We start from the raw sequence: 13,348 nt of genomic DNA, 5'->3' as shown, positions 1-13,348 counted from the left end.
CCTTGGGTGCGAGTGGTTCCGATGCGCGGCTGTCCCGGTGCGACCCTTGTGGCGACCGGGTATGCGGCGCACCTCGCTCGCCCCGGACGAGGGTCCGGAGTCCCCCGATGTTCGACTCCCCAAAAAGTGCGTCGCACAGTATGCAGCACGCATACTCCCTTGCGCTGGAATATGCCCGAAGCGCTTGTTGGGGTGACGGAACGTCAACCATGCTGGGTTTCGCCGAGGTCACGCATTGTGATCACGAAGAGACGCGAGGCGTTGTGTCCGCCGGTTCGGATGGTGTGAGCGGTGCAGGTGCTTCAGGTGCAATTGGAGGTACGGCCCGACCCCGCGGAGGTGGGGCGAGCCCGTCGATGGGCCCGGTCGCGGCTCGCCGGGTCCGGGATAGAGGCCGACGAGCCGGTGGCGGAGACGCTGATCCTGCTGATCTCGGAGCTGGTCACCAACGCCGTGGTGCACACAGGCACCCCCGCGGAACTGCGCATGCGGTTCAGCGGCGCCGGCGCCGTGGTGGCCACCGTGCGGGTCGAGGTCGCCGATTCCAGCGCCCGGCCGCCGCGCCAGCGGCACGCCGAGGGTGACGACACCGGCGGGCGCGGCCTGGAACTCGTCGACGGCCTCGCCGACCGCTGGGGCTGGCGCGAGGAAGGCACGGGGAAGAGCATCTGGTGCGAGGTGGACCGCGGGGTGCCGGTGCTGATGGGTGCCGACCGGGGAGCGTACGAACCGCGGTCGGCGGGTGCCGACCGGGGGGCGTACGAACCCCGGTGCGCGGGCGCGCAGCCCGGCGTGGCGGACCTGGTCCAGAAGTAGTCCGAGGCGGACCGAAGTGGACCGTATCGGACCCGAAGTCGTCCTCGGATAGTCCGTACCAGGTGTTGACGCGCGGTCGCGACGTGATCACCCTTGGGTGAAACCGATCCGCCGCGAGGGGACGCCGAGGTGGTGGGGTGCCGGGCCGAGGGCTCGGAACCTTGACGAGTGCGGGTCGTGCCCCGGAGCCGGATGGCGGTCCCGGTGCCGTGCTCGGGGCGCGCACGGGTGCACCGCCATCCGGTTGGGGGGAACGGCCCTGTCGGTCCGTCGGCGTCGCCCCACGGACGAGGGGTGTCAGGGGCGTGCCAGCGACGAGGGGCGTCAGGCCCGCGCCTCAACGGCCGAGGTCCCCACAGCTCGTCAGGGCCCGAAAGCTCCCGCAGCCCACCAGGCTTACAGCGCCAGCCCTACGAACCAGACTTACAGCCCAGCCCCACAGCACCAGCCCTACAGCACCGCCACCGGCGCGACCGGCGTCCCCGATCCGCCCGTGAAGGGCTCGGCCATCGCCGAGAGCAGGAACGACCAGCGGTCCTCTTCGGCGCACGCCCGGGCCAGTTCCTCCAGGTTCCAGTTCTGGCCTTGCAGCATGCCCATCTCGACGAGGTGCAGCGCGTGCACGGGCAGCCACAGGTCCGGTACCTCCGGCGGGAACATCTCGAAGGTGAGCGTGTCGTTGGCGACCGCGGCCACGTCCCGGGCGTGGAACCACTCCGGCGTCCGTATGGACAGCCCGGGCGACGGGAACCCGTACGCCTGCTTGTCGCCCGCCAGGTAGTGCCGGATCTGCCCGGTCCGGACGAGGACGACATCACCGGCCCGCACCTTCGTCCCGGCCGCCTCCTCGGCCGCGTCGAGGTCCTCCGGGGTGACGACGTGCCCGGCGTCCAGCCACCCGTCCGAGCCCGCGCGCACCCGGGCCACGTCCAGCAGGACCCCGCGCGTGACGATGGGCGGCAGTTTCTCCACGCCGAGGAAGGCGGCGCCGCCCTGGGCGGTGACCGAGTCGGCGGGGCGGTTGTTGTAGAGGCGGCCCGAGTGGGAGACGTGGGTGAGGCCGTCCCAGTGGGTGGCGGCCTGGAGGCCCATGGTGACGGCGTCGTCGGTGTGGGCGACCGTGCCGGGGCCGAAGATCTCGTGGTTGATCGCGGTCATGGTGTGCAGCGGGTTGACCCGGCCGGGGATCAGGCCCGTCTGCACGCCGTCCTGCTGGAGCGGGAGCGCCAGCGGCACCCGGCGGCCGGTGCGGACGGTGGCGACGGCCTCCCGGACGACCTCGGGCGTGATGAGGTTGAGGGTGCCGATCTCGTCGTCCGGGCCCCAGCGGCCCCAGTTGTTCACGCGCTTGGCGATGTCGTGGAACGCGGCGGGCAGGGGCACGGGAGCCTCCTCGGTGAGTGGTGGACTCGGGTGACGCCGACGGGTGAGGGGGGACGGGAGAGTCGAGGGCTGTCGGCCCTCGGGGCTCGGGCCTCGGGGCCGGGGCCGGGGCCTGGGCTCAGGCGGTGAAGCGGCCGAAGGTGCTGCGGTGGTAGAGGAGCGGTCCGGCCGCGGCGGCGGACTCGTCCGCGCCCAGGGCCGCCACCCGGCCGACGACGATGAGGTGGTCACCGCCGGGGTGCACGGCCTGGATCGAGCAGTCGATCCAGGCGGGGACGCCCGCCAGCCGCGGTGCGCCGGTGGCCGGTGCGGGGGACCAGTTCACGCCCGCGAACTTGTCCCCGCCGCTGACCGCGAACGCGCGGCACAGCGCCTCCTGGTCCGCCCCCAGGACGTTGACGCAGAAGACGCCGGCCTGCGCGACGCGCGGCCAGGTCGTGGACGTGCGGGCCACCATGAACGTCACCAGCGGCGGGTCCAGGGAGAGCGAGGCGAAGGACTGGCAGGCGAAACCGGCGGGGCGCGCGGCCGGTGTGCCGGGGGCCGCCGGGGCGACGAACGGCGGGCCGTCCGCGTCCGTGCGGCTGCCCGGGGCGGTGATGACGGTGACGCCGGAGGCGAAGTGACCGAGGACGGAACGGAACAGCGCCGGGTCGAGTGGCACCCGCTCGTCCTCCCGCACGGCCCTGAGCGCCGGCCTGGGCGAGGGCGAGAGCGAGGGCGCGGCCGGAGAAGCGGGGACGGCCTGGGCGGAGGAGGACGCGGCCCGTGCGCCTGCCGGGCGGGCGGTGGCCCGGGCGGAGGCCGTGGTCGGCGCGCCGACCGAGCGCAGATACCGCACGGCGGTGGCCGCCATGCCAGCGTGACCCATCATGCGTCCATTAGAACGGGTGCTGTATCGGTTCCGCACCCTGGCAAGGCGGGAGGGAACGGACGGAGACGGGACGGGAGTTGTCGACTTATGGCCTGGGCGTCGCACGTCCCGTCGCTGTCGCCGCGGTGGCGGTGTGAACCAGGCGCCGCCTCGACGACAGGGGCCTACGCCACCCCGGCCACCGCGCGGGCGATGCGGCGGGCGTCCAGGGCGAGTTCGCGGAACATGCCGCTGATCGGGTTGGTGTAGCCGGTGAAGCGCAGGCCGGGGGCGGTCGGCAGGGTGTCCGGGCCGTGCACGCGGGGGCGGCCCCGGGAGTCGAGGACGCCCAGGTGGCCGACCAGGGAGTCCAGGCCGCGCCGGTACCCGGTGGCGGCGATGACGACCTCGGGCCGGAGCACGCTGCCGTCGGCCAGCCGCACCTCGTCACCGTCGAAGGACTCCACCGCGGCGACCGGCCGCACCAGTCCGCCGCGCACCGCGTCGATCAGCCCCACGTCCTGGACCGGGATCGCGCCCTGAAGGGCCCGCGAGTACAGGCCCGTCTCCGGGGCCGGCAGGCCGTAGGGGGCCAGGTCCGGGATGGACAGTCGGCGCATCACGCGGGCCGCCCGGTCCACGGTGTGCGGCGGCAGACGGCGGACGAGGATGCCGGTCGCCTGGGCCGGCCACCCCGCCGTCGAACGCCGCACGATGTGCGGGGGCGTGCGCACCGCCAGCCACACCCGGGCCGCCCCTCCGTGGGCCAGGTCCGCCGCGATCTCGGCGCCCGTGTTGCCGGTGCCGACGACCAGGACGTCCTTGCCCACGTAGGGGCGGGGGTTGCGGTAGTGGGCGGCGTGCAGCAGTTCGCCGGTGTAGGTGGCGCGTCCGGGCCAGTCGGGGAGGTGCGGGGTGTGGTTGAAGCCGGTGGCGACGATGACGGGGGCGGAGGTCAGGGTGCGGTCGCCGGTGATGTGCAGTGTCCAGCGGTGGGTGTGCGGGTGTCCGTTGTCGTGGGCGGTCGCGGGGGCGAAGTGGCCGGGCGACGCTGAACGGGAGTGATCGACCGCGAATGAGTCGTGGCGGGTTGGGGTGTTGGCCTGACCGGTCGGTGGTTCCTTCCGGTGCGGCGTGGCGGGATCGATGCGCCGCACTTCGGCACCCGTGACGATCTCCAGGCGGTGGTGTTCGGCGTACTGCTCCAGGTAGCGCACGACGTCGTCCCGGCCGACCCACCGCCCGTACGCGCGCGGGATGACCAGGCCGGGCAAGGACGAGAGCCGCCGGGTGGTGTGCAACCGCAACCGGTCGTAGTGCCCCCGCCACGAAGCGGCCACCCCGTCCGACTTCTCCAGTACGACGGCCCGTACGCCCCGCGCGCGCAGCGCCGCGGCGGTGGCGAGGCCCCCGGGGCCAGCGCCGACCACATGGACGGGCGGGGTGACGAACGGGGCGGTGGGGGACGGGGAGCGGGCGGGGGAGCGGTCGTGCGCTGCGGCGTCCGGCATGGCGGTGAGGGTAACCGCGCGGTCGGCCGGTGTCGCGGGTACGGGGAGGGGGCGGTCCGGCTCGCCGTGGACGTGGTGGTCCCTCACGGTGCCGACGAGCGGTTGCGCACCGCCTCCCTCGTCCCCCGCATAATTCGCTGGCGGGCCGCCGCGGGGCCGGACCATTCTGTGCCGCGTGCAGATACGAGAAGCCACCGCCGCCGACTGGCCCGCCATCTGGCCCTTCTTCCGCACGATCGTGGAAGCGGGCGACACCTATTCCTACCCCCGGGATCTGGACGAGGCCACGGCCCGGGAGATGTGGATGCTCCGGGCTCCGGGACACACCGCCGTCGCCGTGGACGAGGACGGGACCGTGCTCGGCACCGCCAAGGTGAGCCCCAACCACATGGGTGGCGCCGCGCACATCGCCAACGGCAGCTACATGGTGGACCCGCGGCACGCGGGCCGGGGCGTGGGCCGCACGCTCGGGGAGTACAGCCTGGACTGGGCGCGGGCCGCCGGGTTCCGGGCGATGCAGTTCAACGCCGTCGTGGAGACGAACACCCGCGCCATCGCGCTGTGGGAGTCCCTGGGCTTCGAGATCATGACCACGCTGCCCGAGGGTTTCCATCACCCGACGAAGGGCTATGTGGGGCTGCACATCATGTATCGGCGGCTTTGACGGGGTTGACGGGGTTGACGGGGCTGGCGGGTATGACGGCTTTGGTGGGGTTGACAGCTTTTGTGGGTCTGGCGGGGTTGGCGGGGCTGATGGGTCTGGCGGGCCTGACGTGCCGCTGAGCTTGGTGGGGCGTGGATGGCTGGGGGCACGCGTTCCCCGCCCTGCCCCCGTCCCCGTCCGCCGTCACGGCCACAGCAGTTCGCGGACCCAGTGGCCGCCGTCCAGGCGGTAGCGGAGGCGGAGGTGGCGGCGCCGCGCGTCGCCCTGGAAGAACTCGACCTCCTCGGCCCTGAGCAGGTACAGCGTCCAGCTCGGCACCGGCGCGTCCGGCTCCCGCCGGGCCCGTTCCCACGCGGCCTCGGAGGCCTGGACCAGGTCCTCGTACGCCTCCAGCACCTCGCTCTGCCGGCCCACCAGCCCGGCCGCCAGCGCGCCCGTCGAGCGGTGGTGGAGGTCGGCGGCGCTCTCCTCGGGACCGGCGGGGGCCACGGTGCCCCGGACGCGAATCTGGCGGGCCACCGCCGGCCAGTAGAAGCCGAGCGCGGCGTACGGGCGGGCGGCGAGTTCGCGGCCCTTCGCGCTGTCGCGGTGGGAGGCGAAGTGCCAGCCGCGCCGGTCGGCGCCGTGCAGCATCACCGTCCGCACGTTGGGGACGCCGGTCGCGTCGGCGGTGGCCAGGGACATGGTGTGCGGCTCGGCGACGCCGGCCTCGGCGGCCTCCCGCAGCCACTGGCGGAACAGCGGCAACGGTTCGGCCGGTGCCTTGCCCGGGTCCGGGTCGAAGGAGGGCAACGGGGTGTCCCAGACCCGGAGCCCGCGGAGGAGCGCTTGAAACTCCTCGTCGGTGGTGGACGGGGCGGTGGTGGTCGATTCGGCGGGAGTCGGTTGGTCGGGAGTCGGTGCGTCGGTCATGCCCGGGAGCCTAGAACGAGTAGCAGGTGTGCGACCTTGGGTACGACTTCGCGCGCGTCCGTGCTCCTTGTCGGGGGACCTGCTTGTGCCCCCTTCTCGTGCGTCCTTCTTGCGCCTCCTTCCCGCGTGTCCTTCCTTGCGGTCCTTCTTCTGCTTCCTTCCGATTTCCTTCCGATCCGATGCTTCATGGAGGCCGTTCCATGTCCGTCTCATCCGATCCCCGTCCGTATCCGACTCCCGAGCGACGGGAGTTGTCTCTTGACGGGCGTTGCCTGTCGTACCTGGATTTCGGCGGTGTGGGGAGGCCGCTGCTCGCGGTGCACGGGCACTTCCTCGACGGGTCCTGCTTCACCGACCTGGCCCGTGAACTCGCCCCCGAATGGCGGGTGATCGCCCCGGACCAGCGCGGGCACGGCGCGTCCGACCGGGCGGCGGACTACTCCCGGGAGGGCTACGTGGCCGACCTGGTGGCGTTGCTCGACCACCTCGGGCTGTCCTCCGTGGTGGTGCTCGGGCACTCGATGGGCGGCAAGAACACGTACCAGTTGGCGGCCCGGCACCCCGAGCGGGTCAGTGCCTTCGTCTGCGTGGACGACGCGGTCGCCATCCCGCTCGACGCGCCCAACGGGTGCGCGTTCAGCCTCGCTTGGCCGCTCTCCGCGCCCACCCGCGAGGCGATGCTCGACGCGCTGGGGTTCGCGGCTCCGCTGCTCGGCGACGGGTTGCGGGAGATCCGGGGCGGTGGCTGGGGGCTGCCCTTCGTGCCGGAGGACATGGTCGCCTCGGACGAGGCGGTGCACGGTGACTACTGGGCGGACTGGCTGGGGAGCACCTGCCCCGCGCTGCTCGTCCACGGCCTGCGCAGTCAGGTGCTGGCCACGGAGATGGCCCGGGAGATGGCCGCGAGGCGCCCCCGGACCCGCCTGGTGGAACTGGACACCGACCATTTCATCCCGCAGCACGACCCGAAGGGGTTCGCGGCGGCCGTTCGGGAGTTCCTGGACGGGTTGCCCGGCACGGTCTGAGGGGCGGTGCGCGCACGCCGTTTCCGCGTGCGCGCACCCGCCCCCGTAAAAAAGCTCCATAGGCAGGCCCTATCGACCGATGGCCATCAGCGTGGCGATCGCCGGCCCGAAGGCGCCGCCGAGCTGGTAGCAGAGGGTGAACAGGCCGATGGCGGTGGGGCGTTGGCGGTCGGGGGAGCTGGTCGCCGCGTGGACCGACAGGGTGGCGTTGGCGCCGGTGGCGGTGAAGACCGCCGCTCCCATGGCGGCCAGCAGCAGTGGGCCCCAGGTGGCGAACGTCGCCGTCAGGGCGGCGAGCACGCCGACCGTGACGAGGAGGGCGCGGACCGCGGTGCGACCCATCCGCGCCGAGGCCGCCGCCAGCACCCAGGAGAGCGCGGACCCGGTGACCAGCGCCACGAGCTGGCCGGTGCCGATCGTCGTGGTCGACCATCCGGTGCGGTCGGCGAGCAGCCGCGGTACGGCGAACAGCAGCGTGAAGTACGAGGTGGACAGGGCCAGGGCGAGCAGCGCGGAGGCCAGGAACGTGGGCGTCCGCAGGAGCCGGGACGGCACGAAGCCCTCGGGACGCCGCCTCACGTGCACGGCGAGCAGGACGGCGGCGACCAGCGCGGCACCCAGTGCGGGCAGCGTCGCGGTGGGCAGCAGGACGAGCGAGGTGACCAGGGCCGCGAGCAGGGCGGCGCCCGGAGCGTCGAAGCGTTCCCCGGTGGTGGCCGCCGGTCGCGCGGAGCGGGCCACGAACGGGACGGCGACCAGCGCGACCGCCGACAGGGCGAGCGCCGCCCGCCAGGACACGTCCGCGGAGAGCCGGCTGCCCAGCAGCGGCCCGGCCGCGCCGAGGATGCCGAACCCGGCGCTGATGACGCCCATCCGGCGGGCCGTCCCGGCGAGGCCCATCGCGGCGGTCACCAGCCCGGCGCCGCCCGCCGCCTGCGCGGCCCGCCCCGCGAGGGTCAACGGCAACCAGGGGGAGGCGGCCACCGCGACGGTGCCCGCGAGGACGAGTGCCGCGGATGCCCACAGCACCGTGCGCAGCCCGCGGCGGCGCAGCAGCCCGGCCATCAGCGGGGTACCGACCGCCATCGCCCAGGCGAAGGCGGTCACCATCCAGGCCGCCGCGGCCGGTCCGACGCCGAGCGAGCGGGCCATGTCCGGGAGGATCAGGACCGGCGCGTTGGCGCCGAAGGCGACCGGCGTGGCCATCAGGGCGAGCCAGAACACGGGCACCCGGCGGGTCGCGGCCGGGGGAGCGGCGGCGGGTGGAGCCGGGCGTACGGAGACGGTGGACATGGGTGACCCCCTGGGATGGAACGGAGTGGTGGAGGTGGGGCGGGAGGAGCGAGTGGGACGAGGCCGCGGCGCGTCGTCGATGAGTGACGGGGCAGGGCGGCGGCGCGTCGTCGGTGGGTGACGGGGCGGGGCGATGGCGCCTCGTCGGTGAGTGACGGGCCAGGACGGTGGCGCGTCATCGGTGAAGAGCGGTGGCCCCGGTAGCGGGCGGCCGTGGCGGGCGGTGGCCCCGACGGCGGGTGGCAAGGCCGGCAGCAGCGGGCTGGTAGCCGGTTGGCGGTGGGCTGGCGGTGGGGCGGCGGGCATCGGCGCAGGACAGCGAACGGTCCCGGTTGCGGCCCCGATGTCAGCGCGTCAGGCCCCGCCGGGAGACGGCTCCAACGGCAGCGCGTCGGACTCCGCCGGAAGACGGCCCCCACGGCAGCGCGTCAGGCCCCGCCTGAATACGGCCCCCACGACAGCACGTCGACCCCGCCCGAATACGGCCCCGATCACACGCTGCTGACGACATCCCCGTAAGGGAGCCGCGGCAGCCGCGGGAACCACGCGTTGGGGCCGGGGCGGCCGATGTTGACGACCATGAGGGGGGCGTGGTCCTCGTCCAGGAACTCCTTGCGGATGCCGTCGGCGTCGTACCCGGTCATCGGGCCCGCCGCGAGCCCGGCCGCGCGGATGCCGAGGAGGAAGTACGCGGCTTGGAGGGCGCCGTTGAGGAGGGCGGAGTCCTCGCGCACGGACCGCTCGGAGAAGTAGCGGTCCTTGGCCTCCGGCGCGTACGGCACCAGGCGGGGCAGTTCCTCGTGGAACTCGTGGTCGGTGGCGAGGATGGCGACGAGCGGGGCGGCGGCGGTCTTGGGGCGGTTGCCCTCGGCCATGTGGGCGACCAGGCGGGCGCGGGCTTCGACGGAGCGCACCAGGACGACCCGGAGCGGGCTCTGGTTGAAGGCGGTCGGTCCGTACTTGACCAGGTCGTAGATCGCCTGGATCTGTTCGTCGGCGACCGGTTCGTCGGTGAAGGTGTTCGCGGTGCGGGCCTCCCGGAAGAGCAGGTCCTGGGCCTCCGGCTCCAGGAGGAGCGGCGAGCCGGAGGCTTCCTGAGAGGAAGCGGCGACGGCGGTGGTGGTGGAGGCGGTGGTGGAGGGCATGGCGCAGTACTCCTGACGTCTCTCGGTTGATAATCTCAACGTTGAGATAAAAGCAGGGCCGACAGCTCAACGTCAACTATGTCAACGTTAAGAAAGTTCACGTTGAGCTAGCCCGTGGTGGGCTGGGCTCCTATCGAGCTGGGCTCGTAACGAGCAGGTCCGCACCGGGCCGGGTTCGCCCCGGCGAGGCCCGGGTCGGACCGGCCGGAGGAAGGGAACGCGATGAGTGACGCGGTGGACGCGGTCGTCGAGCAGTGGAAGGCGGAGCGGCCGGAGCTGAGCGACGACCTCTGGCCGGTCGAGGTGCTGGGACGGATCAACCGGATGACCCGCATCCTCGACCGGCGTTTGAAGGCGTTCTGTGTCGAACACGGCCTGGAGTCGGGCGAATTCGACGTCCTGTCCACCCTGCGCCGGTCGGGGCCCCCTTACGGGCTGACCGCCGGCGCGCTCCTGAAGGCGGCCATGGTCACCTCGGGGGCGATCACCAACCGCATCGACCGCATGGAGGCCAAGGGGCTGGTCGAGCGGGTCCGCGACGGGGCCGACCGGCGCACCGTCCGCATCTGCCTCACCGAGCGCGGCATGGAGCTCATCGACCGCATCATGGGCGACCACCTGCGCAACTACGCGTCCATCCTGGAGGCGCTGGACCGCGACGAGTGCGAGCGCGTCGCGGCGGGCCTGCGCAAGGTGCTGGAGGCGCACGGCGATACGTCACTCAAGTGACAGGGGGTCCCGGGTAGCCGGTCGGGCGGAGAAGGCGCGCCTTCGGCAGGTGCCGACCGTCGTTACGGGCGCGCCGACCGTCGTTACGGGCGCGCGGTCCGCGGGGGCGGAGAGGCACGGGGGCGGAGAGGCGCGGACCACCGGTGCGCGCATGTCCCACGTGCGGCAGGTGCCGTCCGGCTCCAAAAGGCTGGGCGGCACCCGTGGTGCGGTGCGGTTATGGCAGGACGGGTGTGGGGTGGTGACGGGTGACGTCGGCGGTCCGGAAAGGCGGGGCGGCCGTGCGGCGCGCGGGACGGTGACGGGTGCCCCGGCGCGGTTCAGCGTGCGGGCTTCTTGCCGGTGACGCCGAGGTGGACCAGCAGCGCCAGGTTGGGCTTCAGCTCGTTCTGCTTGACGCCCCAGCCGGCGAAGCCCTTCTGGTGGCCGGCGACGGCGGCCAGCATGGCGACGATCGAGCCGGCCATCGCCGCCGGGCTGATGTCCTTGTCGACCTTGTTCTTGGCCTGGAGTTCCTGGATGGAGTCGGTAAGGGAGTTGGTCACCGAGTTCAGGATCTTCATCCGGATCTTGTAAAAGCGCTTGTCGCCCTCGGCGGCACCGAGATCGACGACCCGCAGGATCGCGTCATTCTTGCGCCAGAAGGAGAGGAACCCGTCGACCAGATCCTCGGCCGTTTGGCGGCCGGACTTGCCGACCCAGGAACGGCCGGCGACCAGGTCGGTCAGGGTCGTTCCCTCCTTCGCCATCTCCTCCGCGATTTCCAGTACCGCGCCCTCGACGTCCGGAAAGTACTGATAGAACGTGGCGGGTGAAGTGCCCGCTTTGCGCGCTACGTCGATGACCTTGACATCCCTATATGGGGACGAACTGAGCATTTCACTGAGGCAGTCGAGGAGCTTTTGCCGCGTCGCCTGCCCCCGGCGGCCGGCAACTCTGCCGTCGACGGTTCTTACTTGTCCTGTCATGCCGTCAGCTTACCGAGGGGTGATCGGAGCGCGATTTGGTCGCCTGCAAATGGGGACAGGGCAATTCGGGGCCCCGGATGGGGCCGCAGATCTTGTCCGAGATTCCGGTTGCGCGGGCGCCGTCGTGACGATCCGGGGATACGCCCTCTTGCGTGACGGTGCCTCCTTCTGGTTGTCCGTTATTCGGACGAATGGCACCGATGAGCGGTGTTCCCGTACGGGTCGTCAGTTCTGTCGTCGGCCCTGCCGCCGGTTCCTTCGCGGGTTCTGTCGCGGGTTCTGTCGCCGGTGGCCGTGGGCAGCGGTGGAACGGCGCCGGAAGGGTGTCCTCCTTCCACCGAATGCGCCTCAACAATTGCCCAAACGTTCGATTCTGTTCCTTTGTGATCGCAATGCCGATCAAGAGTCGACTACCTTCGCCGACATCGCCCCTAAATAAGCCGGGAGGCAGCAGAATTGGGCGGCATGGATCCCGCTGTCGGGCCGCGGACGGCGCGGCCCGACAGCGGGTCCGCGAGGGATGCGGGCTCTCGCCGCGCACGGACGGGACCCGCGCCCTCCGCCCTGCTGCCACCGCCCACCTGCACCTCCGCCACACTCCTGGCCGTCTGCCGTCTGCCGTCTGCCGTCTGCCGACGCGCTGGAACGCCGGGCGGCCCCGGCGCCCCACGAGGCCGGGCACCCGGGCCCGTCGCCCCCGAGGTCCGCCGCCCGGCGGCGGGCCGCTCCCGCCGTGCGCCGTTCGGCGTGACCGGGGACACGTCGGGACGCCCCCGGGTTCGCAACCGCAGGCCCGGCCAGGAAGAATCAGCACGCGTACGGCCGAATCGGCCAGGCGGTGAGACGCTGCACGGGGCAGTGGCTCTCGGCGGCCAGTGGCTTGTGAGAGTCCTTACGCCCCACGGGGAGGTGGCAGGCAAGTGGTGGAGCAGCTGACGCAGCACGATCCCCGACGGATCGGCCCGTTCGAGGTGCTCGGCCGTCTGGGGGCCGGCGGTATGGGCCTGGTCTATCTGGCGCGGTCGGCGTCCGGCCGGCGGGTGGCGATCAAGACGGTGCGTACGGAGCTGGCCGAGGACCAGCTGTTCCGGGTCCGCTTCACCCGCGAGGTGGAGGCGGCCCGCGCGGTCAGCGGCTTCTACACCGCTGCGGTGGTGGACGCCGACCCGCGCGCGGCGGTCCCGTGGCTGGCGACCGCGTACGTCCCGGCGCCCTCGCTGGAGGAGATCGTCAACGAGTGCGGGCCGCTGCCCGCGCAGGCGGTGCGCTGGCTGGCGGCCGGGATCGCCGAGGCGCTCCAATCCATCCACGGCGCGGGCCTGGTCCACCGCGACCTGAAGCCGTCCAACGTCCTGGTCGTCGAGGACGGGCCGCGGGTCATCGACTTCGGCATCGCCTCCGGCGTCTCCAACACCCGGCTGACGATGACCAACGTCGCCGTGGGCACGCCCGCCTACATGTCGCCCGAGCAGGCGCGGGACTCCCGCAGCGTGACGGGCGCCAGCGACGTCTTCTCCCTGGGCTCCACCCTCGTCTTCGCCGCGACCGGACACGCGCCCTTCCACGGCACCAACCCGGTCGAGACGGTCTTCATGCTGCTGCGCGAGGGCCCGGACCTGAGCGGGCTGCCGGACGAGCTCCGCCCGCTGCTGCATTCCTGCATGCAGATGGAGGCGGCCCACCGCCCCACCCCCGCCGACCTCCAGGCGCAGTTGGCCCCGCACCTGTTCGGGTCCGGCGCCGACGACGGCGGCACCGCGGCGGCCTGGCTGCCGTCCGGCGCGGTGGCGCTCATCGAGGCCCGGCGCGGCGGACGCCCGTCCGCGGCGCGCGCCGGAACCGGACGAGGCGGGGGCCGTCCGGCGCCGGCCACCCCGCCCCGGCCCACCCGGCCGCCGCGGACGCCGGAGCCGCAGGGCGTGCCGGCCGGCGCGGAGACCGGGTGGCCGGCCGGCGTCGGCGCGGGTCCGAGTGCCGGACCGAGCGCGGTGGCGGGCGCCGTCCCGGCCGCGGGCGCGGCGGCCACCGGCCCGGGCGCCCGCCGGGCCG

Annotated in this window: 12 protein-coding genes; 5 read left to right on the top strand and 7 right to left on the bottom strand. The window is 73.0% G+C overall.

Going from position 1 to position 13,348, the window contains the following annotated elements:
• The first annotated feature begins 291 nt into the window (after nucleotides 1-291).
• Nucleotides 292-816 (top strand): ATP-binding protein, encoded by a 525-nt coding sequence (locus tag ABZX96_RS24860; protein ID WP_355548409.1) that lies wholly within the window; start codon nucleotides 292-294, stop codon nucleotides 814-816.
• Between the two features lie 450 nt (nucleotides 817-1,266).
• On the opposite strand, the gene ABZX96_RS24855 is transcribed toward ABZX96_RS24860, so the two are convergent.
• From ABZX96_RS24855 to ABZX96_RS24845, 3 genes are all read right to left on the bottom strand, one after another.
• On the bottom strand, nucleotides 1,267-2,199 hold the full coding sequence (locus ABZX96_RS24855; RefSeq protein ID WP_355548406.1) for a cyclase family protein: 933 nt from the start codon (nucleotides 2,197-2,199) through the stop codon (nucleotides 1,267-1,269).
• 118 nt (nucleotides 2,200-2,317) lie between these two features.
• Complete coding sequence (locus ABZX96_RS24850) at nucleotides 2,318-3,073, bottom strand: flavin reductase family protein (protein WP_355548403.1); 756 nt, start codon at nucleotides 3,071-3,073, stop codon at nucleotides 2,318-2,320.
• Between the two features lie 164 nt (nucleotides 3,074-3,237).
• The gene (locus ABZX96_RS24845) at nucleotides 3,238-4,563 is read right to left on the bottom strand and encodes an NAD(P)/FAD-dependent oxidoreductase (protein ID WP_355548400.1); all 1,326 of its coding nucleotides are present in this window, start codon (nucleotides 4,561-4,563) and stop codon (nucleotides 3,238-3,240) included.
• A 175-nt stretch (nucleotides 4,564-4,738) separates the two neighbouring features.
• On the opposite strand from ABZX96_RS24845, the gene ABZX96_RS24840 reads away from it, so the two are divergent.
• Nucleotides 4,739-5,227, top strand: a complete 489-nt coding sequence (locus ABZX96_RS24840; protein WP_355548397.1) for a GNAT family N-acetyltransferase — start codon at nucleotides 4,739-4,741, stop codon at nucleotides 5,225-5,227.
• A 183-nt stretch (nucleotides 5,228-5,410) separates the two neighbouring features.
• Here ABZX96_RS24840 and ABZX96_RS24835 read toward each other — a convergent pair whose 3' ends face one another.
• Nucleotides 5,411-6,139, bottom strand: coding sequence for a pyridoxal 5'-phosphate synthase (locus tag ABZX96_RS24835; RefSeq protein WP_355548394.1), 729 nt, complete (start codon nucleotides 6,137-6,139; stop codon nucleotides 5,411-5,413).
• A gap of 200 nt (nucleotides 6,140-6,339) precedes the next feature.
• Here ABZX96_RS24835 and ABZX96_RS24830 point away from each other — a divergent pair, with 200 nt between their 5' ends.
• Nucleotides 6,340-7,164 carry an alpha/beta hydrolase gene (locus tag ABZX96_RS24830; RefSeq protein ID WP_355548392.1) on the top strand — a complete coding sequence of 275 codons (825 nt, stop codon included), beginning with the start codon at nucleotides 6,340-6,342 and terminating at the stop codon, nucleotides 7,162-7,164.
• A gap of 69 nt (nucleotides 7,165-7,233) precedes the next feature.
• On the opposite strand, the gene ABZX96_RS24825 is transcribed toward ABZX96_RS24830, so the two are convergent.
• The gene (locus ABZX96_RS24825) at nucleotides 7,234-8,457 is read right to left on the bottom strand and encodes an MFS transporter (protein ID WP_355548389.1); all 1,224 of its coding nucleotides are present in this window, start codon (nucleotides 8,455-8,457) and stop codon (nucleotides 7,234-7,236) included.
• A gap of 491 nt (nucleotides 8,458-8,948) precedes the next feature.
• Nucleotides 8,949-9,602, bottom strand: a complete 654-nt coding sequence (locus ABZX96_RS24820) for a malonic semialdehyde reductase (RefSeq protein ID WP_355548386.1) — start codon at nucleotides 9,600-9,602, stop codon at nucleotides 8,949-8,951.
• 222 nt (nucleotides 9,603-9,824) lie between these two features.
• Here ABZX96_RS24820 and ABZX96_RS24815 point away from each other — a divergent pair, with 222 nt between their 5' ends.
• Nucleotides 9,825-10,331 (top strand): MarR family transcriptional regulator, encoded by a 507-nt coding sequence (locus ABZX96_RS24815; RefSeq protein ID WP_355548383.1) that lies wholly within the window; start codon nucleotides 9,825-9,827, stop codon nucleotides 10,329-10,331.
• A 320-nt stretch (nucleotides 10,332-10,651) separates the two neighbouring features.
• Here ABZX96_RS24815 and ABZX96_RS24810 read toward each other — a convergent pair whose 3' ends face one another.
• Nucleotides 10,652-11,299, bottom strand: a complete 648-nt coding sequence (locus tag ABZX96_RS24810) for a TetR family transcriptional regulator (RefSeq protein ID WP_355548380.1) — start codon at nucleotides 11,297-11,299, stop codon at nucleotides 10,652-10,654.
• A 920-nt stretch (nucleotides 11,300-12,219) separates the two neighbouring features.
• Between ABZX96_RS24810 and ABZX96_RS24805 the strand changes: the two genes are divergently transcribed.
• On the top strand, nucleotides 12,220-13,348 hold a 1,129-nt coding region (locus tag ABZX96_RS24805; RefSeq protein WP_355548377.1), incomplete at its 3' end, for a serine/threonine-protein kinase.

The sequence above is a fragment of the Streptomyces sp. NPDC003077 genome (assembly GCF_040611095.1).
In the GTDB taxonomy this organism is placed as follows: domain Bacteria; phylum Actinomycetota; class Actinomycetes; order Streptomycetales; family Streptomycetaceae; genus Streptomyces.
Note: the sequence above shows the minus strand (reverse complement) of the source record. Positions and strands in the feature narration are given on the sequence as shown.